The organism is Mycoplasma procyoni (assembly GCF_017052595.1).
GTDB lineage: Bacteria > Bacillota_I > Bacilli_A > Mycoplasmatales > Metamycoplasmataceae > Mesomycoplasma_A > Mesomycoplasma_A procyoni.
Map to the genome: position 1 here is coordinate 1 of NZ_JAFIDB010000007.1, position 25,395 is coordinate 25,395.

Below are 25,395 nucleotides of genomic sequence, written 5' to 3' on the forward strand. Positions count from 1 at the left end.
CCTTGAAGAAGAATTATTGTATAAAGAATTTATGGAGATATTATCTAAAGTGCTGTTATAAAAAAATATCAACTTTTGTAAAAAAGTGATATTTCTTGTTTCTTGCCTAAACTGGGAAACACAGGAGGTATATCTAATTTATATTCCGTTTTAAAGTCTTCCATTTTTTTATCCCCTTCTCTATTTTAATTCTACTATATTTTTCTTAAATTTCTAAAATTCTAGTCTAAAATTTGTTATGCTTTTGGCTTATTAAAAAAGCATCAACTTTTGTTGATGCTTAATACTAATTAATTATTAGTTAATTGATCCTTGTTTACGTAAAGTCTTTAGAGTTTTAGCACTTACTTTAATTGTAATAACTCTACCTGTTTCGTCTTTAACTTTAACTTTTTGTAAATTTAGTCTAAAAGTTCTCTTTGTAGCATTTAAAGCGTGAGATCTTTTGTTTCCTGTCATTGGACCTTTTCCTGTGATGTCGTCTCTTCTTGCCATCTTTAAATTAATCCTTTCTTTTGTATATTATTTTAAAGCTGCTTTAGCTTGTTTAACGATTGAAACAAATACATCGTTGTAGTGAATAGCGATTTCTGAAAGCATTTTTCTGTTAACTTCGATGTTTGCTTTTTTAAGTCCGTTAATTAATTGTGAATAAGTAATACCTAATGGTCTTGCTGCAGCGTTAATTCTAGCGATTCATAATTTTCTGAAATCTCTTTTAACTTGTTTTCTGTCTCTAAATGCATATGTTCATGATTTAACAACTGCTTGTTTAGCAACTTTGTAACCGATGGATTTGTGTCCTCAGTATCCTTTTGCTAATTTAAGTCATTTTTTTCTTCTTTGTCTTGTGACTGTTCCGCCTTTTACTCTCATAACTTATCCTTTCTAATTAAAATAACCCTTTAATTCTTTTTAAATCTGATGCAGAAAGTAATGTTGCTTTTCTTGCATGTCTTTTTTGTTTTGTTGTTTTGTTTTGAGCTAAGTGAGATCTGTAAGCTTGACCTCTTTTAACTTTACCGCTTCCAGTAACTTTCAGTCTTTTTTTAAGAGCTGATTTGGTTTTCATTTTTGGCATTTTCGTCTTTTCCTTTCTCTTCTCTTTGTAATTCTTTTTCTTGTTTAGAACTTGTAAGATGAGGTGATTTCTTTTTGTCTCTTTCGATGTACATATCTAAAAATCTCTCATGTTGTTGAGCATCTTTTGTTATTTTTGCAATGTCCTCAACAAATTCATAAAATTTATCAAGAACAACTTGACCTAATTCAGGTCTTGAAGCTTCACGTCCTCTAAATTTTAAAGAAACTTTTACTCTGTCACCATCTAAAAGAAATTCTCTTGCTTTTTTAGCTTTGGTTTGAATATCTTTGATGTTTATACCAGGAGTAAGTCTAATTTCTCTGTTATTAACAAATGTTTGTTTTTCTTTAGCTTCTTTTTGTTTTTTCTTTCTCTCGTATTTAAATTTACCATAGTCCATGATTCTACCGATTGGCTTTGGACGATCTCCTGAGTTGTCAATGGAAATAATTACAAGATCCATTTTTTGCTCTCTCGCCATTTCAATAGCATCTGCTTTTGATAAAACTCCCACTTGCTCATTGTTGGAGTTAATTACGAATATTTTTTGAAAAGGAATATCCTCATTAACCATGTGTTCTTGTTGAGGTTTTCTTTTATTCCCAAAACTGTTATTTAGTTTATTAATAACTGTCTCTCCTTTTATAATCAATTAAAATAAAAAGTGGTTGATCCCACTCTTCTCTTTTTAGCCCTATTTAGTCTATTACTTTTATAATAGTATAAATAAATTATTGTAGCCAAAACCCATGAAATAATCATCAGGTGAGAAGTGAATCTACTTTCTGCAATCTTTATCTATTGCTATAGAATTATAGCAAACTTTTAGAAAAAACAAAACAAAAAAATTAGACATTTGTCTAATTTTGGTCATTTTCATGAAATGGTGGGAACGAATGGAATCGAACCATCGACCTCACGATTATCAGTCGTGTGCTCTAACCGGCTGAGCTACGCTCCCATTAATATACAAGTTTTACAACTTGTATTAATATTATACCACAAATTAACGTTTTGAGAACTGTCTTGCTCTACGAGCTTTTCTAAGTCCGTATTTTTTACGTTCTTTAGCTCTTGCATCTCTTGTAAGCATTCCTGCTTGTTTTAGTCCTGAACGGTAATCTGCTGATGCTTCTAATAAAGCTCTTGCAATTCCTAATCTAATTGCTCCAGCTTGTCCTGATAATCCACCACCTGATGCATTAACAACAATATCTCATGTTCCTACTGTTTCTGTAATAACTACAGGTTGTAGTGCATCTTTAATTAAAATATCAGACATCAAATAATCTTTTGCTTCTCTTTTGTTAATTACGAAACTACCTTTACCAGGTTTTAAAATAACTCTTGCTGTAGAAGATTTTCTTCTTCCTAATCCTCTATAAAATACAACTTCTTTTTTTGCCATTATTTAACCTCTAATTTTTCTGGTTTTTGTGCTTCGTGTTTATGTTCTGGTCCAGCATAAACAAATAAATTAACTCTTTGTCTGTTTCCTAATTTTGTATGTGGTAACATACCTCTAATTGCTTTTTCAACAATAGCTGTTGGTTTTTTAGCTCTTAAATCTTTAGCTTTAATAGCTTTTAGTCCACCAGGGTAGTTTGAGTGTGAGTAGTAAATTTTATTTTCTTCTTTGTTTGCAGTTAATAAAACTTTATCTGCATTTATAACAATAATGTTATCTCCCATATCTACGTTTGGTGTAAATGTAGGTTTGTTTTTTCCTCTTAGGTATGTTGCAGCTAATGTTGCTAATCTACCCAATACTTGTCCTTCAGCATCAATAACGTATCATTTTTTATCTGTTTCTAGATGCTTAACAATAGTAGTTTGTCTCATATTTTCCTTTCAAATATACTTAATTGCAAAATTTGATAATGTAACAGGTGTGAATATTGCTTTTTAATTATACATTTTTTTTAAAATAAACAAAACAAAAAAACAATTTTTTTAAATATATAAGAAAAACACTTCCGCAGAAGTGTTTATTCTATTGTTATTTTTTGTAAACAATTTCTTTATAAGCGTCTGTAAAGTCAACTCAGTTGAATGGGAAAATATATTCTCAACGTGGGTTTGAAACGTTTGCAGAAGTGAAGTTTGTAAGTAGAGCTGCAACTCTTAACTTTTCACCTTCTTTTGGACGTTGATCTTCAGGAACTGAAGCAGCTTTTAGATCAAACTCTAATGTTCCCTCTGTTCTAGCATCATTGAATTTAAGATCGTTAATAAAGTTAATTCCGTTTCCAGCACTGTTTCCAACTAAATAGATATCTCCATTATCGTTAACTAATAGAGCAAATACTTGAGATGTCTCAGAGTTAGGGTCGAAGTTTCTAACTTCTGGCCCTCCTGTTCCATCTGCAGTTGGAGCTAATTCAGGTAAGTGGATTTTGAAATCAAGTTTTCCTGTTTCTTGGTTGTATTCAACACCTTTAATACCGATGTTGTTTTTGAATGAGTTATCCACTGTTCCAGATAGTGTTTTTGAACCTTCTCCTGTATTATCTAAGTATTTAGCTAAAGCGAATGTTCATCTAGATCTATTAACTAATTCTGTATCACTATAAGCACTACCTGTGTTTTGTTTATATCTTGGTTGGTTTTCACCATTATCGATAGCTAATGATCCAGCGAAACTTATACCTGAACCTGTTAGGTTAGGTGTTTGGTAGTTACTTCAGATAGTTGGTGATTTTCTAGCAATTAAAGGAATTGTATTTTTAATTCTAACATTGTCAAGATTAATATTTAGAAGTTTAGCAATAAGATAGTTTGTATCATTATCATTAACGTTGATTCCAACTAATTTATATTTACTATTAGTTGTATCTTCAACTATATATTGCAGTTTCTTGATGTATTTTGAATCAGTTTTGGTTCATTGTTGAGACGCTGTAGAAAATTTTCATTGATCTAGTTTAGAGAAAACTGTAGTTAAGCTTCCTTTTCCTTCTGGGAATAGGTTATCTAAATTAACAGGGTTTCCTGGTGTGTATAAACCATCTTCTCATTTGATTAAGTTGTCACTAGCAGTCGTATTTCAACGATATCCCTTAAGGTTCATAATAGTCTTTTTAACTCTTGTGTCAATGAACACATCATCTTGACCATTACCTGTAGGTTGTGCATCAGTAGCTGAAGAAATGGTTTCATAAGTATTGCCAGTTCCTCTAATATCGTTTCTTGTATATCCTGTAATTTTTGTTCTCTTAACAGCTAATAGATTTAGCGGATCGTACACTCTCAAGTTAAATTGCATATCGAATCCAGAAGCAACATAACCTTTAAGTTCTCTAAGAATGTATTTTTGTTCTGTTTTAACTACAAGATCTTGGCTGTTTTCATTTTGTCCAACAAAATCAGTATCTACTGAATTTGTTTTGGCAATGTCATCAAAATATTTGTATTTGATTTCTAGTTTATTATCAACAGCTGCTCATTTTTCAGCATCACCATTAATGTAAACTGTTACAGTTGTTTGATGAGTTGCATCATCTCTTGTATAACTTCTGTTGATGAAGTTGATTTCATCAACTTTAGCTTCTGAACCTGAATTATTATTTTTTAGTTGGAAATCTCAACTATTTAATAAGTTAAGGTTTAGAGCGTTAGTTTGATCATTGAACTTAACAACTAGTTTAGATAGATAAGTATTATCCAATCCTTCTGTATTAGTTGTTTCTGTAATTTCTGCAGAAATTATTGTAGGTTGTGCTACTTTAGTTTCAAAGAATTTATCTTGAGGAGTAGAGTTAGTAATTGTTTCAGCGAAGCTGAAATTAATATTTTGTCCTTCTCTGTTTGCAACCTCTAGTCCTAAGATTTCATATTTAGTACCTGATTGAACATCTAGGTTTGCTAAATTAAATACTACTTCTCCAGTATTTGGTTGACCTTGAACAGCAGTAATTGCTGTTGGGTTTGTTGAAGTTTGTTCTTGAGCTGAAGTGTTATCAGCAACTTTATATTTAAGTTTAGCATTTTTTGTTATTAGATATTTATCAATATCTGCAAATCTAATAGTGATTTGTGCACTATTTGTTGTTGGAACACCTTTTGTAATAGATGTGATTGTTGCAGTTGTACCTTTAGTGATGAATGTTTTGCTTGCAGCACTAAATCCATCCATTTCAACTACATCTCTATTTTCTAGGATGATGTGGTTGATACGGTATTCTGTTTCTTTTTCAAGGTTTCTAAATACAAATGTTGCTGTTTTTTGTGCATTAATAGAAGCATATTCTACTTTACCACCTTCAAGCTCAACTCTTACAAGTTTACCTTGAATTCTAGGTAGTAATCTATCATCAAATGTTAGTGTTAGAGAAGCAGATTGCTCTTGAGTATCTGCTGTTATAGACACTAAGTGACTATATGAATCAAATTTAGTATTTGATGTAGTGATATTGATGTTAGGTTTATTACCTTCTTGTTCAAGCTCAAATCTTAAGATTTTGTAGCTTGAAGCTGTTTTTAGGTTTGTTAGTGTATATGTTAGTTTTAGATCTTCTGAAACTTGAGCTGCTGTTGAAGTGAATTCTTGACCTATTTCTGCACCTTGTGCATCTAATTCTTTATACACTACTTTAACCATTCTACCAGCCATGTATCCATCTGCTGCACTTATTGTTGCCTCAAGTGCTGCTGATTTATCAACGATGTTAGAGAATTGAATATCACTAACAGTAGCATTTGTTGCTTCTGTTATAAAGTGTTTTGAAGATTCTTCTACACCAGCTTTTCACTCAAATACATCTGGACCAATAGCAATAGATAATACTTTATAACCAGTTAGTTTTTCTAATCCAGTTATAGTGAATTTAGCTTGTTTTGTTGTTGAGTCATAATTTGAATCTGCTGCTGTTGTGTAAGTAGATGTATCTTGTGTCTCTTGACCATTAGAATCTAGTTTAACTAGAGTAACAACAGCTGGTTCATTGTTGATGTAAGTTGTATCACCTTGTAACACAACTTTTAGAGTTGTAGATGTTTCGGTTGTTCCTTCATTAACAATTTGACTAATAACACTTTGTGTTGAGAATAGTTTGTGAACACCTTGCTTGATTACAGAGTTGTGGGCTGTAACAGGACCGCTAGTAGATGTTGAACCCATTCCATTAACTGTAACATTTGTTATTTCATAACTAGTTCCTTCTTCAAGACCAGTGAATTCTAATTCTAGTTTTTGTGTATTAGCGTTAACTCTTTGATCACGAAGATATAGAAGTTGATCTGAACCTTGTTTTCTATACTCTACAGTAATTGGAACTCTCATTCTTAATAAGTTTTCGTCAGCTGAAACAAATCCTATAGAAACTTTAGCAGTTGTTTTAGTTCTTTCTGTTTGTTCGATATCTGTAACTGTTGAAACACTGTTTATTGTTGAGAATCTTTCTTTGTTTGTACTTTCATCAGTTGCAACTTCTCCATTTATTACAGTTGAATGTAATACATATCTAGATTGTTTTTGAGTTTTTAATCTAAATACTATTTTGTAAAGTCCATAACCTAAATCTTTGTGTTCAGTGGCTGGGAATTCTTCGAATTTTCCGGTTACTTGGTTAGCGAAAACAACTTTTATTTTTTCTAAAGGAACAGTGGTGATGTTATAATCACTTACATATCTTCCGATTAAGTTAAATTCATTCCCTTCTTCAGCATCGACAATTCCTCCTTGATCTACTTGGTAATTTAGAACACCTGGAGGAGTTCTGAATGTTTTTTGAAGACCAGTTGGAATATGAATTTGTATTTCATTTGTTTCACGAACTAATTTTGCACTTTTTTCTACAAAAGCATTTCCTTCTTTTTGTTTTACTGTAACGGGTTCTTTATCTAATTCTACAGTTTTAAGTGAAAGGATTTCATATTGAGATCCAAGAATAAGACTTGGAACTGCATTTGCTACAATAGTAGGGGTATCACTTTTTCCTGCAGTTACAACAACTTGATTACTTTCTCCATTTTCGACTTGATAATTTGTATCATCAACATTTTTTATTTCAATTATATTATTGTTTGTTATTGAATGACCATTAAGCGGATTTACTTTACCTTCAAGTGTAAATTGAATAGAAGAACCACTAACTTTAATTAAGTTATCATCAATTCTATTTACCTTGATTTCTTGAGTTGAGTAACGACCTGATGTTATTCTTCTATATGTTAATTGTAATGCTCTACCATTTAAGAATGAATCTATGTTAGAATCAAAATCAAATTTAACAATAGCTCTTGTTTTTTCTTCATTCAATCATTTGTATGTAATGTTTGTAACAGTTGCTGATGTAGGTGTAGTGGTAAAGTTTTTATCAGAATTTGCAACATTCTTAGTAAAGTCTAATAATGTACCATCAGCTTTTTTGATACTGATACCTAAAACAGTAAATTTGTTGTCTTTTTCTAATCCTGTTAGGTTGTATGTTACTTTGTTTTCAGAGTTGAATGTACCATTACTTTTTACTGTTCTAATAACACCATTGATGTTGTTAACAACTTGGATGTATGATTCGCTTGTTTGAAGTGAATCATCTTCTGTTTGTAATCCAATTGTAATGTCAACTGAGTTTTCTGTTTTGTTTGCATACTCAACAGAGTTAATTGTTGAAGATGTATTGAATGTACCAAGAACATCAGGTTTGTTTTCAACTGTAATTGCTGATTTGACTGTTGTGTTGTCTGTGTTTTCTTGGATTTGGATTTCTGTGATGTCGTATGAAGTACCAGAAATTAATTCTTTAGAGTTTTCTAAAGTTTGTTTAACGATTGTAGCATTAATATTTCCTTCTGAATCAATTGGTAATACAACTGTTTCATAACGATCGTTAGCATCTTTTCCTCTTCTAAAGAAGATTTTAACTTTTTTACCAATTACAAATCAGTCTTTAGCAGGATCGAATGAAATTAAGATAGATGATGATTCTTTTGTTGTTTCAAGAACACTTATTGATTTAACTGTTGCTACTTTAGCTGTAGTTGTAAACGTTCTTTGTTCATTATCAAGAGAATTGATTGTTGATTTAAAATCAATTGATTTTCCATCAACAAGCACATCTTCAATTAAGAATGTATTCTTTTTCTCAAGGTTTTCAAGTTGGAATGAGATTGTTCCATTTTGAATTGTAACATTATTAGCTGTTGTATATGTTGCTTGAGAACCTGATGTTTTTGAGCTAACAAAAATTGTTGCTTGTTTTCCATTTAGAGAAGATAATCTGTCATCGAAGTGAACATCAATACCGATTTTGGTGTCTGAATCTTCATTTGAAGGTACGTTGTAACTAATTGATGAAACAACAGCAAGTGTTGCAAAATCACGGTTTTGCACTTCATCTGGGATGATAACATTAATGTTATCTGAAGAGTTTAGGGCTTCAATTGTGTATGCCCCACCTTCTTCTAATCCACTTAAATCAAATGTAACAGCATTTGTTTCTTGATCAACAACGCTTGGAGCTGATACAACTTGTGATGAACCATCTTGTTTAGATCTATAAACAAGGCTTAATGATTTACCAGCGATAAATCCATCAATTTGACGATCGAATTGGAAAGTAACTCTTGCAGAGTTTTTGGTTTTTCCAGCAGCATCATCTAGAATTGATACAACTCTAGCACTTGATGATGTTGTTGTAAAGTTTTTAATTCTGTCTTCTTGGTTTTCGTTTGTAAATAGTTTGTCTAATGGAACTTCAACATTAGCATTATTAATGTTTACTGAGATATCGTTTAGATCATATTTAGTTACTTTAGATAGTCCTGTTAAAGTAAATACTGCTCTATTGTTTGTAACAGTTGATTTTAGTTGTTCTAAACCACCATTTGTTTCATTAATGAATTTAATTGTTGCTTCTTTACCATTAAATGTTTTAGCTTGATCTTCATCTTCGTTTTGGAATACAACTTCAATAGTTGCTTGTTGGTCAGAAACAGATAAAGCTTTAACGTTTTTAACAACTGGAAGGGTGTTAAATAATTTTGTATCATCTGTAATTGATTCAATATCATTGATATCAATACCAGAAATTTTGTATTTTTTACCTTCTAGTAAATCACTTAGATCAAATTCAGCTTCTAAGTTTCCTGCTCTTTCTGTAATTGTTACAGTTTTAGTTGTTTCTTCACCGTTGATTACTGGTGAAAGTTTAATTGTTACTTGTCTATCTTTTAGATAGTCATCTTCATCTTTAAATCTGTAAATTGCTTTTGCAGAAGTTGTTGTAATGTCTTCAATAACAACTTCAGCTACTTGAACATTAAGAGCTTTAGTCATAAAGCTTTTGTTAATGTCTTGAGCAATAGCGATATCTTGGTAGTTGTTATCTTCAACATCTACTTTAACACCTTGGATACTAAATTCAGTAAATTTAGTTAATCCAGTTAGATGCATTCTGAATGTATTGTCAGCAATTGTAACATTTGGATCAGTTTGAGTAGAGTTTAGTTCAACAAGGTTGTTTTTTGAGTCTACTAATGTAATGCTAATGTGTTTTCCATTGAATTTGTTTTGTGGATCTCCGAAGTTAATAACAACTTCAGCGCTTGTTTCTCCAATGTTTTCAAAAGCAAATGATTTAATAATTTCTGATGTGTAGATTTTTCTATCAGATCTTAATAGATTATCTGCGAAGTTGATTCTTGTTGCTTGAGCAATAGTTGGATCAACAAATTCTAAACTTTCAACTGTGTAAGAATTACCAGCATCAAGTCCTGTTGCATCAAATGAAACAATTCCATTTTGAACTGTAGCATTGAAGAATTTGCTTTCTTCTTGTGAGTTATCTTTTTTGATACCTACTTTTAATTCTTTTCCATCTGCGTATGCATCAACAACATTATCGAAGTTGAACTCAAATGTAATTTCAGTATTTGTGTTTGAAATTTGGTTCATTCCAAGCACTTTAACTGTTTGTGCAGGTGTTTTGAATGTGTTTTGTTCTTCAACAAATGTTGTAGTTCTCTTGATTTCTTCGCCATTTAGATAAAGTTTATCAATTGTGTAAGTTGTATCTTTAGCTAAGTTTGTAAGATCAACTGAAATTAATTTTGAATCAAATTCAGCTTTTGTGATGGTTTTTTCCATTGATCCTGAAATACCATCAGCACTAAGATATGAAACTTTAAATTTAGCATCTGATGTAATTAGTTGATCATCTGCATTAGTAATGCTGAAATTAATTTTAGCTGAATTTTCTGTGATGTCATTTGTTGGAATCTCGATTGCTGAAACAACTGCTTTAGTAAAGAAGTGGTTTTGCGCTTCTAAAGCTGCTGGAATTGAGAAATTGTAGTTTAATGAAGCATCAGCTGATTCAATTCTTGTAATTTGGTATTTTTTACCTTCAGCTAAATTACTGAAGTTAATACTTGCAACTCCAAGATCATCAATTGTGATGTTTTCAATTTTTTGTTCAACTGCATTAGTATCTGTTGCGTCTTTGTAGTAAACATTAATTGTTTTTCCTACTAAAACAAGATCTTTGCTTAAATCAAAGGAAATTGATCCTTTTGCAGAAGTTTCTTTTTGATCTGAGTATTCTACTGATTTTAGTTCAAAGCTTGTTGCAGTTGTACTAAATTTGTTTTGTTCATTTGGTAATGTTGAAAGGTTACCTGCGTAGAATGTATCTAAAGCATGATCGAATTGAATTGATTCAATTTCGTATTTGAATCCTTTTAATAATCCATTTAGTTCAAATGTAACAGTGTTATCATCTGCTAATTCAACTAAAGCAGTTGAAATAGGAGGAATTTGTGAATCAATAGGTCTATAAACAATTTTAGCTTTTCTAGCTGTAGTACCATCTACTTTTGGAAGAGTATTTAAATTGTCTTCAAAAGCAATTTTAACTGTAGCTGTTGTATCAGTTGTTGTTGCTGAAATTGACTTAATTGTTGAGAAAGTAGCAAATTGTTTTTCTGATTCTTTGTTTTGTGGTGTTGTAATTACAAATTTAAGATTTGGTTGTTCTTCAACTACAGCTTCTGTAATTACATATTGTGAACCTGATTGTAGTGGAACAATTTGTGTAACTGGTTTACCTTTAGCATCTAAAACAACTTGTTTGCTTAAATCATAAACTAAACTACCTGCTTTACCTTCAGCCACTGCTTCAAATACTTGATCTGAAGCTGGGTTTAGTCTTTTGTATTTTAGTTTAACATTTTTACCATTGATAAATGAGTATTCTGGAGAAAATACAAGTGTTAATGTAGCATTTGAGTGAGTTGGAACAATTGAACCTTGCAGAGCAAGTTCTACTGAATCAATTAGTGTAACAAATGTTCTAGCTTTTTCTCCTTCATCTCCTCTGTATTTTAGAGCAAATGGAATGTTAACGTCTTGATCACCAACTTTAATTTTTACTCTATCTAAAGTATAGTCTTGCCCTTGTGATAATCCATCTAGCTTAACAGAAGCTACATAGGTATCATTTGTTCCTTCTTTTAATTTTAAAACTGTTTTAGCAGGAACTTTTGGTAATAGAGGACTGAATGATACTTGGATTTCTTTTCCATCAATTTGATCTTTGTTGTCTTGAGAAACAAACTCAAGATCCATAACTGTGTTTGTATGTAAGAAGTTTTTGAATTCAACTTTTGAAACAGCAAGAGCTGTTTGGAATGTTCTTTTAGATTCATCTTGAAGATCTGATTTTCATTCTACTTGAGAATCTTGAACTTTAACAGCATCTACAATAAAGAATGAACCTTCTTGTAGTGTTGATTTTTCATCTGCTCCGTCAAATCTGAAGTTAACAACATCCCCAACAACACGTGCACTGATTTCTTTTTGTTCGCTTGAACCTTTTCTTCTATAAACAAGAGTAGCTTCTTTACCAGTTAAACTGAAATCAGCTTCATTTGTTGTTTTTTTGAAACCAATTAGAATGTCTGCTGTATTTTCTTTAACTTGAACAGCTTCAAATGAACTAGCTGTTAGTGAAACATCAGCAGTTTTGAATGTTGAACCACCTTCAATATCGCTTGGATTAATTGATTTTGCATAAGCAACTTCAATTTCTCTTGGTTTTTCAATTCCGTTATTTGATTCTTCTAAAATAGCAACATATTCAATTGTATATCTTCTTGAAGGTTGCAGTCCAGAAAGTGTAAAGACAGCTTGTCCATTTTTAATTTCAACTTCTTCTTGAGAACGACTTTCGTCATTTCTGAAGTTTTTATCGTTGTTTGTTGAAGTATAGAAGTATTTAAGAATTGCTTTTTTATTTTCAAGTGTTTTTTGGTTGTCTCCAAATGTAACAGTAATTTTTTGTTCTGTTCCACTTGTAGAATCGAATTTGAAGCTAGAAACGTTAGCTTTTGTGAAAACGTAGTTATTTGCTATTGCTGAAGTATTAAATTGTAGATTCTCTTTTGTGATTCCACTTGAAGCAGAAGAGAAAACAATTTCATACTTAGTACCAGCTAGAAGTTTTTGTTCTAGATCTGATCCTGAATAAACTCATTTTCTGTATAGTTGATTAAATTTAGCTAAACCGACTTGAGCGGCTGTTGATTTTCTTTTTCCATCTCCATCTACTTCATATAATGAAACTTTGATGTCTTTTCCATTTAATTCTCCAGTTTGAGCATCATTAAATGAGAAATCAAAATTAACAGAATCATCAGTTGTTGATTTTGTATCTTGATTTAGTTCAATAATGTCGTACTGAATTTGTTTTCAGTTCTTGAAAATAAATGGAGAAAGTATAGATGTTGCAGCAAGAGCACCACCAAATGCTAGAGCAATGATGGCTAATATTTTTTTAGTCTTTTTATTCTTTTTCATCTTTATCTCCTTCTTATTGTGTTAGTTTAATTTCTTTTAATACTTCATCGTATTTGTCATCTCTAATTAATAGTTCATATACATCGTTTGAACTATCTTCTTGAGATCAAATACCAACGATTCTAAGTCTTGTGTTTAATGGAGCTTTTTCAGCTTGATCTATTCCTGTGTGATTAATGTAGAATGTGATTTCTTGTGATGTAGCATCTGGTTGTAGAGAAGCTGGGTTTCCGCTTTGGTCTCCGGCAAAGTATAGGTTTCCGGCATCATCTTGTAGAACTGCATAACCTTTTAGAGTTGTAGTAATTGCTGTTGTTCTGCTTGCCGGTTTGTTGTATCTGAATTTTAGTGTGTTATCTGTTGCAGTAAATGTTGAACCTACAATTGCAACAACTTGTTCTGGATCTCCAGCAACATTACTTAATAATGTATCTCTATCTTGAACTTTAAGTTCATTTCTTCCTTGTGTTTGTGTACCTTCTAAAGCATAAATTGATTTGTTGTATTTAGGAGTACCACTCATTGCAGAATCAAATGTTGGATAAGTATATGAATATTGATTTGCTAAATTTTTGTTTAGTAATGTATGGTGTGATGTGATATCTGTAGTTACTACACCATTTTTTGTGAATTTGTATAGCAATGATAATTCACTTGTTTTAATTTTTACTAATTTATTAGCTAATTTTTGAGCGTTTCTTGGTTTATTTTGTTCTTGTGCATATCTTGAGAACATCATTGAGAAGTATGTGTAATCAGAATTTTCTGTACTTCTTTTTACTTGAGATCATAATCAGTAAGCTGATTCATTTGTACCATCAAATTCAGTGAAGGTAGATGAAGTTGTAACTGGTGTGCTTTGTTTTAGTTTAAAGCCTGAAGTTGTTTTTTGTGAACTTGTTCCAGCAAATTTATTATTTATTGCAGAACTATCACTATTTTTACTAAATACTTGATTTCCACCTTGGTAGTTTTGAGCACCAAATGCATCTATAGTATCTAATTTAATAGTAATTCTATTATCTGTTCTAATTAATCCTTTAGAAACATATGTTCTTGCGTTAGCTGGATTAGAATCTAACTCATCTAAGTTATAACGTGGTGTGTCTTTGAAAATATGTTTAGGGTCATAAACTTTAAGAGTAATACCGAAGATTTCTCCGTTTCCTAATGATCTTGGGTAAGCTAATGATTCAACAAATACTTTTGGTTTAATTTGTTCTTTTAGTTTAGCTCCTGATTTTAGAGTATTAATATTATTAGCTACTGTTTCATTAGTATTCTTAATTGGAGTTAAGTTATATTTAAAGTTACTAAATTCAAATGAGATATCTCTTGTAATGAATTTTCTTACATCTTCCATATCAATTGTTACTTGAACAACATTTTCAGTATTTTTTCTTTGAACAGTCACTTTGTCAGTTGCAAGAGTTTCATCTGTTTCATTTTCTTTTAGTTTAAGTTTTTTAACTGTTACTGTAGCACTTGATAATTGATCTCATTTGATTTTTTCATTAGTGTTGTCAAATGCAATTTCAAATGTAACTTTGTAGTGTAGTTCTCCAGCATCATTAATTCCATCTTGAGTTATATCACCAACAGTAATTGATGAAATAGCAGGAACTTCATTTGCTGTATAGAATTTATTTCCTTCGTTTGTTCCTGAATTTTTCTCTGCTATAGAAATATCTACTTTTTCTGAAGCAGGTGAAAGATCTCTAATTTGTTTAACTACATAACCGGTTCCAGGTTTAAGTTTATTAGCATCTTTATTTAGAGTAAAGCTGATTGAACCATCTGCTCCAAATTGTGCACTAACTGGAGAAGTTAAAAGTATTCCGGTTTCATTACCTGATGAATCAAGTTCTTGGTAAAGAATTTCTGCATTTCTTGAATGTAAGAATGTTGCATCTTCTGCATTTGCAGTAAATTTAAGAACAACTGAATCTGTTGTTGCATTTACAGTTGTTGATGCAGAACTATCAGCAATAAACACTTGATCTTGAAGTGTTAATGCAGCAGTTTGCGCTGTTGTCTTGAATTTCTTAGTTGCTTCAAGTTGTTGTCCAGCATCAAATAATCCATTAAATGGTAGAGGTGTATCTGAATTATTTGAATCTGTAATTGATTTAATTTCATATACAGTAAATTTAGCTAAATCTGTTAATGTAAATGAAACTGTACCATTATTGATTTGAGCTGACACTTCTTTTTTAGTTGAATCTTCTGGATTTTCTGCTTTATTAACTGTTAGTTTTAAACTGTGTCCATTTAATTCATTTTTCTCATCTGCTACTTTAACTGTAATTGTTGCACCACTTTGTGTGATTGAGCTTGCTGTAATAGTTGAGATTTCTTGTTTTGTAACAAATGTTCCAGTTGTAACTGAAGTAGGGATAGTAATCTGTGCTCCGTTTGATGTTAAAGCACCACCAAAGATTTCATATTCTGTTCCAGCTTTTAGACCTGTTAGGTTAAATTCTGCAACTTTGTTGTTTACTGCAACAACACTTGAGTTTGTTTGGTTAGCAGGTGTTGCTTTTTCTCTAATGAAGATTAGGGCTTGTTGTCCTTGTTTTGTAAATTCGTTAGAGAAGGTTAATGTTGCTTTAGCTGTAGTTCTGTCTAAATCAGCAATTTGAATTGATGCAACATCAGCTGATGTAGGAACAGTAATAAATCTTCTTTTTGCAACTGTGTCGTTTTCGAGGTTACTATTGAATTTGATTTCTTCTTGTCCTTTTTTGATTGAAACAATCTTGTATTCAATACCACGTTCAAGGTTTGTTAGATTGAATGTGGCTGTATTATTATTATTATTATTATTATTATTATCAACTACTATATTAGCATTAGCTGTTGTTTGGTGTGTACCTTGATCATTTGCAGTTACTCATTCATAAGTAATTGTTAATTGATCGTTGTTTGCAATGTATGATTGTGCATTATCAAACGCTACTCTAATAGTTGTTGTAGTTTGTTCACTTGAAGCAGAAACGATGTCTCTGATTCTTGATTTAACTTTAATGATTGTATTTGAGTTTGCTACATCTGTTGTAGGTGTAGGGTTTTTTATTGTTGCACTAATTTTTCTATTGTCTTTAGATAAACTTACATCACTTACTTTGTAGAATTGTCCACCTGTTAGATTGCTTAATGTAAATGAAGCTGTTTTTCCACTTACAGCTACTGGAGTAACTGTTCTCTTAGTTTCTGAACCATCTGTTGGGATGTATGAAATAGAAACATTTCATCCATCGTTTACATAATCATCTAATGCACCAAATGTTACAGTGAATGTTCCTGTATTATCTTGTCAATCTTGTGAGTTAGTTGAAATTGTAGCTTCAGCTGTTTTTAGAGCTGTTGTGAATTTTTTGTTGTCCTCTGTAATTGCAGAAACGAAATCAATTGTTTTGTTGTTGTTTTTAACTGCAACAATTTGGTATTCTTTTCCTTTTTGCAGATCACTTAATTCAAATCTAATTTGTGTTTTTGAAGTTGCTGTAGCATATGTTGCTGTAGCTGTTTTTACTTCAGTTTCGTTTGCTAATTTGTATTCTAAAGTAACTTGAGAATTGTCAGCAATTTCTAAGTTGTCATTTTGAACACCAATTGTAACAGTTGCTCTTGTTTCAACTTGTGTATTAATAAATACAGAGTTGATAGCTGGTTTTGTTTTGAATTGTTTTTGTTCATCTGTGATTGTTGAATCAAAATCAATGTTTCCAGATAATCCTAAAGTTGTATAACCATCTGCTGTTGGTTTTTCGTTGATTGCTGTAACTTTATATGTTTCCCCTGGAATAAGGTTTGAAACATTAAATGTAGCAACAGCAACATCGCTTTCATTTGTAACATCAACCGGATCTGTTGTAATAGTTGCTCCTGATGAAACAGCTTCTAATACTAGAATTAGTTTTCTTGCTGTTGTATTAGGTTCAACAAATGTTGATCCATATAAGAATTTATCTTTTTCAGAGAATTTAACTTTAATTACATCAGAGTTAATTGTTGAATCAGAGAACTCAATTGAAGCGACTTCAGCGTTTGTAGCTGCTGTTTGGAATTGTTTTTGTGCTTGATCAAAGTTTGTAGCAAATGGAGTTTCTGTACCATTAATTTTTACTTTTGTAATTGTGTATGTTTTTTGTTTTTCTAGATCTTTGATTAAGATATTAGCTTCTGATCTATCAGCTTCAACTGAAGCACCGATTGTTGCTTTTGCTTCGTGTTCTGTAGCATCATCTTTAAGTGTATAAACAACAACTGCTTCTCCACCAGCAAATACTGAAGATGTATCTACTAATCTAACCGCTAATTCTGCACCAGCATTGATTGCTGTGTAAGTAATAGAAGTAATTTCTGTAGCTGTTTCAAATGCTTTATCTTGGATTGTTACAGTGTCTTTAAATAACACTTTAACATTGTTAGGGTTATTTACATTAACTTCTGTTGAACCAAGAACATCTCCTTCAAAAATAATTGAGAAGATTTCATAGTTACCTTTCTTGAATCCATCTTGATCCACTGTAAAGCTAAAGCTTGCTTTTAGTGTAGTTGTATCAATTGTTGCATTTCTTTCAAGAACTGTATCTGTTCCTTTTAGTCTATATTTAAGAGTAATCTTGTTGTATTGTTTTAGATAGTTTTTGTCAGCTTCTGAGAATTTAACATCAAATGAAGCAGAAGAAGTTGTTGAAGCTTTATTTTCAATTGCTTCAACTGTAGCAATTCTTGGGATAACTTTAAATTGCTTATCTTTTTCTGCAACTGTAGATTCAAATTTAAGATCTACTGTTTCAGTTCCATTAACTAATTGAACTGTTTTTAGTGTGTAATCAATGAATTTTTCAATTCCTGTTACCTCAAAGATTGCTTTTCCATCTTTAATGTTTACTTCTGCTGAAGTATGTGAATCAGATGCATCAGCTGTTTTACCATAAGTAATTTTTAGTTTTGTTTGTTTTGTATCTGTTGTGTCATAAGCTTTGTTTAAATCTTTTAGAGAAACTGAAATCATTCAGTTACCTTCTGTTTCAGATTTAGAGTTTGTGATTTGTCTTACAGAAGCAATTGTATTAATTAATTTATCGTCTTGTGTTAGTGCATCAGCGAATTTAACTTCGATGTCTTTAGATTCTGTTTCTGCTTGAACTAATCTAACTGCAGCTCCATGTCCTAAATCATTTAAGTTAAATGTATATTTAACAAAATCTCCATCAATTTCAGGTGATACTGCTTCTGAAACACTTTGAGTTGGTGTTGATGATGATTTGTATTTTAATATTAGTTTTTTAGATAGAGTTTGCATAAACTCATCTGCAGATTTTTGTAGTTTTAAGATTACTGTTGCAGAGTTGTCTGTAACATTTGTTTTTTCAATTTGTGTAATTGTTGCAGTTTTTGCAATAACGTGGAATTCTTTTCTTTCTTCTGCAACTCGTGAGTTGAACACGAAAGTTTTAGCAGTAGCTGTTCCTAATTCAGCTTGAGTTGCTGCATATTCAACTTTTTCAACTTTGTATCTTCTGTTTTTTGTTAGGTTGTTTAGAGCAAATTCTAGTCTTGAACTTACAACTGTAGAATCTGCAGTTAATTTTGTAGATTCAGCTTGTGTATCGTAGTAAGTAATTCTTACGTGTTTATCATCAAATTTTCTATCATCTGTTGTACCTGATAATGGATCTTTGATTAATACAGTAGCTTTGTAGTTTGTTTCTGTATTAGGTAAGAATGAAACTGAAATAATATCAGGTGTTGTTGCTATTTGTTTTTTAGCATCTGTAACAGCTGGATCAATAACTGTTCTTGGAACACCATCAATAACAATCTTAGAAATTGCGTAGATTGATCCACCTTCTAGATCACTGAAGTTGAATGTAGCAGTTGGATTTGCGTTTTCCATTGCAAAAGTTGTTGTGGCATCTTTTGTTTCTTGAGATCCTTGTTTTCTTACTGTTAATGTAACAGATTTTGTATTAACAAAGGCATCACTATCTTTAATAGTAATTTTGAATGAACCTGTATTTTCTGTTTGAGTTGGTTCAATTGCAGTTACAGTTACATTGTTTGAAACAAGTGTGTATTTTCTCATTTGTTCTGTAACTTCTGATTTTTCTGGAAGAACTGTGAATGTTGTTCCATCTACTGCATCATTAATTTCTAATTCTGAGAAGATGTATGTATGTGATTTTGTTAAGTTTGAAACTTCGAAGATTGCTTTTCCGTTTGAAATAACAACTTCACCAGTAGTTGTTTTTGAATCAGGAGTTTCTGAATCTGCGTATTTAACTTTTGCTTTAAATCCGTTTTTAACTTTAGCGTTATCTGCTATTAAAACAACTACTTTTAGTGTTGTTTCATCTTTTTGTTGGATTTCATAAGAGTTAACAGCTGATTTTGTAACAAATGTTCTATTAACAACTTTAGCTGTTGATTGTTCGTTTGAAGCAAAGTTAGGTCTAATAGCTACAACTTCTTCTGTGTTTGGATATTTGAAGTCTGTTACTTCAAATCCTGTAACAGTGTATCTGATACCTTCAGATAGACCTGTTAGACTAAATGTAGCTGTTTTGTCATCAGTAATTGTAACTTCTTCTGTTTTGATTGCATCAGGTGATAATTGACCTTTGTATTCTAGTTTAACTTTTTTACCTACTAAGTAAGCTTCTTTATCATCGAATGTAATTTTTACTGTTGATGTATTTCTTTCAATAGCAGTAATTTCAACAGCTTTAACTGTAGCTGTTTTAGCTGATGTTGTGAATTTTCTTGATGTCTCAAATGCAGTTGCTTGAACTTCTGCTGAACCGAAGTCAATTTCTTCATTTGCATTATCTGTAACATTAATGAATTTCATTACTTTCATTTCTGTTGCTTTTGGTAATCCAGTTAAGTTAAAGATAAATAGCCCTGAATCTGAAGTTGCTGTTGCTGTGTATTCTGTTGCATTAGAATCGTTTTCACTAGCAAGTTGTTTAACAACAACTTTGATTTGTTTTTTGATTAAGCTTCTGAATGCATCATTGAATCTTACATAAAGTTTAGCTTGTTCTTCTTGTTGAGTACTGTTGCTAATTGAACTTACTGTAGCTTTTGTTCAGAAGATTCTGTTTTCATCGGAAATCTTGTCAATGATGATTTCAATTTGTTGTCCATCTTTTTGTGCACTTAATCCTGTAATGTAGTAAGCAGCACCTTCTTTTAGATCGCTTAAGCTGAATTTGTGTTTTGAATCAGCTGCTTCATATGTTGAAGTAGCTTCTTTGTCTTCTTTTGTTCCTCTTTGTCTGTATTTTAGTTTTAGATCATATCCATCTTTTAGATATTGGTCTAATTCTTGGAATTTAACTGTTACAACAGCTGAATTTTTAGTTCTGTCAGCTCCATCCAGTTGTTTGATTTCTGTAACTGTAGCTGTTTGAGCATTTGTTGTAAATTCTTTTTGACCATCTGTAATTTTTGACTCAAAAGGAATTGTTTTTTCTGTAGTATCAACTAATGTAACTGATTTGATTGTGTAAGCTGTTACTTTGTCTAATGAACTTAAGTCAAATACAGCTTTTCCATTGATGATTGAAACTGGTTCAGATGTAATATCTGTTCCATTTTCTTTTTTAGCATAAGTGATTTTTACTTGTTTGTTTACATATTCTTCGCTAGCGTCAGCTAATGTAATTGTAACTCTTGCTTTTGTTTCAACTGGGGTTGATACTGAAATAGCAGAAATACCATTTGTAGTTCTGAAAATTTTATCCGCTTCTTTAACACTTAAAGCATCAAATAGGATTTTTGGAACTGGTTTAGCTTCATTGTCATCTTTTTTAACTTCAATGCTGTCAATGATGTATTGACTACCAATTGATAAGTTACTAAAGTTAAATGTTGCTGTTCTTGAGTCTTTATCAACTTGAGCTTCAAAAGCTTCACTTGTTCCTGTTGAACCAATTTTTCTGTATTTTAGTAGAAGTGTTGCTTTAGGTTCGTCTGCCAAGAATGATGATGGTTCATCAAATGTTAGAACTAATTGTGATGTGCTTTCTGATTGAGCAGTTGAGCTTACTTTTACAATATTTGCTGATTCAGCTGTTGTAAAGAATTGTTTTTTCTCTTCTGAAATGTTTGAAACACTTAATAAGTTGTCTGAATCTTCGTGTGTTGATGTTTGGTAATCAGCAACTGTAATAGAAGTAATTACGTAAGTTTGGTTAGCTTTTAGACCACTTAAGTTAAGGTTAACAAAATTATTTTTGATTGTTTCAGTTGCAACTGTAGGTTCATCTGTTGAATCCTTAATTTTGTATTTAATTGTAGCAACTCTACCTTCGAATTTTTGAGATTCTTCTCTGTATGCATTTTTGATGTTAATAGCTAAAGTTACAGCAGTGTCGTTTCCTCTGTATGAAATATCTTTAACAACTGGTTTTGTGTGGAAAGTTCTTTCTTCTCCTGAAATAGAAAGTAAGAAATCGGCTTTAAGTTTGTTTTCAGCTTCGTTTAGTGTATCTTCTTCAACTAATTCAATTTTACCTACAGTGTACTCGATACCACCTTCAAGACCTGTAACGCTAAATGTAGCAACAGTGTCTTCTCCATCTTTTGAAATCACAACCGCTTTTGATGCATCTTTAACATCTGCATCTGCAGGGAATCTGTATGTTTCTTTTTCTCCAAGTCCTTTAACAAATAATTGTGCTTTTCTGTTTAATACAGATTCTGCATCTTCTTTTTTGAATGTAACTTTAACAGTAGCTGTAGTTTCTGTTTCAGCAGAAATAGAGATTTTTTCAATAGAAACGTTTGAAACAGTAGGAACAAATGATTTCATTTTTGTTTGTTGTTCTGCTGTTAATGAGTCTAAGAATTCCATCGCAGTATATGTTTTGGTTTTGTCTTCTGCTTCTGTTACAAGACCAAACTCAAGAACACTATAAGGTTTTAGACCTGTTAGATTTGTAAGTAAAAATCTAACATTATTTCCAGTAATGTCACTTTCTGCAATTTGTGCTTCTGATTCGTCAGCTGAATCTAGTTTATATTTAACATATGCTCTTTTTGAGTTATTTGTAAATGAATCGTCTTTTAAAACAACACGCATAAAGTCTGATTTTTCAGCTGTTGTGTCGTGTGTAATGCTTTGGATTGCTGCTTTTGTTGAAATTGATCATTCTTTTTCTTTTGGAACAATAACTTCAATGTTTTTTGATGAATCACTAGGATCAATAGTTGTGATTCTTGTGATAATGTAACTTGAACCTTCTTCTAATGCAGTGAATTCTAGATCTAGTTTTGCTGGTTGGGCTGGATCTTCTAGTTTTAGTGTTTGTGATTCTAAAGCTAGTTCATCGCCATAACCAATTGTTTCTCCTGTTTCGTCTTTGTTAACTTTTGCATAGTAAACATTAACTTGTTTGTCTTTGATGTCAATATCTGAATTATCAAATGATAGTGTTGCTTTAGCACTATTTTTTGTTGATTCTGTTTGTTCTAGGTTTTCTAGTGTTGTTGTTGGAGTTGATGTTTTAAATGCTCTTTCAGCTCTTGATGAAAATGAAATAGCTTCATTGTCTACTTCAACTGATTGGATGTAGTATTCTGTGTCTCTGTCTAAGTCTTTAAGATCAAATGTTGCTCTAATTTCTTTGATTTTTGAACCAACTGAAGTTGCAACTTCTTCTAGTTTAACTACTGATTCAACATCTTTTGTTTCAACTTCTGATACTTTTCTGTATTTAATAACAGCTTGTTTGTTGTTTAAGATGTGTTCATCATCAGCAAACACTAATGTTAATTGAGCATTTCTTTTGTCTAATTGAGCATCAACTCTTGATAATTCTGGTTTTGTAACAATGAATGAAGCATTGTTATTGATTTCAAAGAAGAAATTGATGTGTGGTAATGATACAACATTGAAGTTGTAGATTTTACCAGCATTTAAGTTAGAAACATCAAATGAAAACTCGTTTGTTTGTGGATCTAGTGTAGCTGTGTTAACTGATTCGATGTGTGCTGTTTTTGGTTCAATAACATTAACTTTTAGTTCTTTTAGTTGGTCTAGTTGTGCTTTTGCTTTTTTGGAAATTGCTGCGTCTTCTAAGTTAAGTTTAAATGAAACAGAAGCATTGTTGAGTCCAACATTGCTTGTTTTTCAATCAACTACTTGAATAACTTCTTTTTTGTCTACTTCTCTATTTAGTAGTGGTGGAATAATAGCTGCTGCAGTACCAATTGTGATACCTAAACCAGCAGTTAATATAACACTTTTCTTGTTTATTGATTTCTTACTCATTTTGTCCTCTCTTTATGGTTTCTATGTTCTTCTGCTTTATAAATGGCATTAATGAAGAAATAGTTACATATCAATTTGGTTGTTGTCCTTTTTTAAATACCACTCTTAATGCATAAACATTATCTCTGATTAATGTTTGCTCGTAGGCGTGTGGTATTGCATGTGGTCAACCAGTTGTGACTGTTTTATGGGCGGTGTCAGCGTTTTTTCATTCTGAACCTTCATGTGTTTGATATTGGATTGAATAGTAGTCATTATTTTCTTTGTGGTATCCTGTGTAATTTAAGAAAATTAATTCCAGCTTTTCAATGTATATTGGTTTTTTATCTTTTTTGACTATTTCAAAAATGATATCTTTAGATTGATTAGAATTGTTGTATCAGTAGTTTTGACCGATTTTACCACCAGCTCCTACTGGATCAAATACATACTCTTTTTTCCATGATTTGTAATATGGAGCATCCGCTTTAATATCTCAGGCTTTAATTCTGTTTGTATTTTTGTAGTCTTTGTCTTGGGCGATAATTTTGTTAAAACTATTGAAGGTAATTGTTGATGTTTGGATGGCGTCATTTTTCTTGACTTCAAACAATCCAACAAAAACTCCATCATAATCATCTACTTTAATGTTTTGAATTAGTTTAAAGTGAATTTGTTCTTCTTCGTCTGTATAAGAGAAATTTGGATTTTGTTCTACAAACTCTCTTGGCAGAAGATCTTTGTTGATTAGTTGGTCGATTTTGGCTTGATAGATTTGTCTATCTTTGTTTGCTGCTCTTTCGACTATTTCAGCATCTGTTTCAAAATCTCAACTAATAGTTTTTGTGAATGTAATAGTTTTATTATTTTTGCTAAATGACAATTGAACATTTGAAGTTCTTAAACCACTTTGTTGATCTTCAATTATTTCTGTAAATGAATCGATGTTTATTTGATGATTATTAACAGGGTTATTAATCATAAAATCATCGATTGTGTATTGTGAAGACTTTTTGGTTATTGAATCTTCTTTAACACTTAATTCTGTTTGATTTTGAGTGTTTTCGATGTCAATTGTGTAAGGTGATTTGAATGCTGTAAAGTTTTTGATCGCATATTGTTCGCTTTTATCTTTGTGTGTTGCTTTTACAAAGATTGTTAATGAATTTTCATCTTCGTTTAATACAAAGGTAGAAACTTCATAGTTTAGCTCTGGATCTAAGTTAGTTTTATCAAACATAAATGATTCTTTTTTGATTTGATCAAAGGTCATTTCGTTTGATTCTAAAGAAGGAATAATTCTTGTTTTTTCTGAAAACTCAAATTCTTTTTCTTTAGGTTTTGCAACCTCTTGTGGTGGTTGAGGTTTTGGTTTTGGTATTTCCTCTTTTTTAGGAGGTTTTGATTGTTCTTGTGTGTTATTAGTTTCTTGAATATTAGGTTTAGTTTTAAGCGGTGTGTTTTCTGTGTTTTGAATAGTATTGTCTGTTTTTTGAATGTTTTGATTAGTTTGTTTTGGCGGTTCTTGAGCAACTTCTTTAGGTGGTTCAGGTTCTTTTGCTTCAACAGTTTTTATTGGTTCAACTGTTGGAGGTTTTTCTTCTGTTTTTGTGTTAATTTCCTGTGTTTTTGGTGGTTTTTGGTCATTATTTTCTTCATTTACTACAGATTTAGGTGGTTCTGTTTCTGTATTATCTTGAACTGAAGTTTCTTGATTTTGGCCACTTATTTCAGAATTTTGCGTCTGATTTGGTGAATTATTATCGCCTATTTCGTCGTTTTTTATCTCTTGTTTGTCATCTTTTTTATTTATTACAGGTGGTTTTTCATCACTCGTTTTTTTGAAAGTTATTTTTTCTTGACTATTACCCGGAATGTAAGTTTTTTCTTGTTTAGAACCTACATAACTTACAACTCCAATAACTCCACCACTAAGAACGCCGACAGAGGCTAATCCTATTATTACTTTTTTAGTTATCATAATCTCTACATTCTTTTCTTTATTTTTTTATAAATTTTACTATTTTTTTTCTAATTTTAGAGAGAAAATGCAAAAAAGGTTAAAAATATAACCGACTTTTTTGCTTTTAAAAGGTCTAATGTGTTATTTTAGAATCAAAAACAATTTTTGATTTAGAAATAAAATATTTTCCTTTTTCTCTTTTTATACTATTCTTTTAACATTCAAACTATATCTACATTATACCACTTTAGTAAATATTCTAAATAAATGTGTTGTTTGAA

The 25,395-nt window shown here is 31.2% G+C and carries 9 protein-coding genes and 1 tRNA gene; all 10 read right to left on the reverse strand.

What is annotated here, in order from left to right; genetic code table 4:
- Positions 1-297: 297 nt before the first annotated feature.
- Positions 298-495 carry a 50S ribosomal protein L28 gene (rpmB, locus tag JV122_RS03085; protein WP_205843056.1) on the reverse strand — a complete coding sequence of 66 codons (198 nt, stop codon included), beginning with the start codon at positions 493-495 and terminating at the stop codon, positions 298-300.
- A 27-nt stretch (positions 496-522) separates the two neighbouring features.
- Entirely contained in the window at positions 523-876 is a 354-nt protein-coding gene (gene rplT, locus JV122_RS03090) for a 50S ribosomal protein L20 (protein WP_205843057.1), read from the reverse strand.
- Between the two features lie 16 nt (positions 877-892).
- Positions 893-1,072, reverse strand: coding sequence for a 50S ribosomal protein L35 (gene rpmI / locus JV122_RS03095; protein ID WP_373422605.1), 180 nt, complete (start codon positions 1,070-1,072; stop codon positions 893-895).
- Positions 1,050-1,736 (reverse strand): translation initiation factor IF-3, encoded by a 687-nt coding sequence (gene infC, locus JV122_RS03100; protein ID WP_373422606.1) that lies wholly within the window; start codon positions 1,734-1,736, stop codon positions 1,050-1,052. The genes rpmI and infC overlap by 23 nt, the downstream gene beginning before the upstream one ends.
- Positions 1,737-1,968: 232 nt before the next feature.
- A tRNA-Ile gene (locus JV122_RS03105) sits at positions 1,969-2,045 on the reverse strand.
- 45 nt (positions 2,046-2,090) lie between these two features.
- Positions 2,091-2,492 carry a 30S ribosomal protein S9 gene (rpsI, locus tag JV122_RS03110; RefSeq protein WP_205843059.1) on the reverse strand — a complete coding sequence of 134 codons (402 nt, stop codon included), beginning with the start codon at positions 2,490-2,492 and terminating at the stop codon, positions 2,091-2,093.
- Positions 2,492-2,926, reverse strand: a complete 435-nt coding sequence (gene rplM / locus JV122_RS03115) for a 50S ribosomal protein L13 (RefSeq protein WP_205843060.1) — start codon at positions 2,924-2,926, stop codon at positions 2,492-2,494. Before rplM ends, rpsI begins: the two co-directional genes overlap by 1 nt.
- Positions 2,927-3,083: 157 nt before the next feature.
- Positions 3,084-12,881, reverse strand: coding sequence for a DUF1410 domain-containing protein (locus tag JV122_RS03120; RefSeq protein ID WP_205843061.1), 9,798 nt, complete (start codon positions 12,879-12,881; stop codon positions 3,084-3,086).
- 13 nt (positions 12,882-12,894) lie between these two features.
- A complete protein-coding gene (locus JV122_RS03125) occupies positions 12,895-23,172 on the reverse strand; it encodes a hypothetical protein (protein WP_205843062.1) in 10,278 nt (3,425 codons plus the stop codon).
- Positions 23,165-25,132, reverse strand: a complete 1,968-nt coding sequence (locus JV122_RS03130) for a hypothetical protein (RefSeq protein ID WP_205843063.1) — start codon at positions 25,130-25,132, stop codon at positions 23,165-23,167. The genes JV122_RS03125 and JV122_RS03130 overlap by 8 nt, the downstream gene beginning before the upstream one ends.
- Positions 25,133-25,395: the final 263 nt, after the last annotated feature.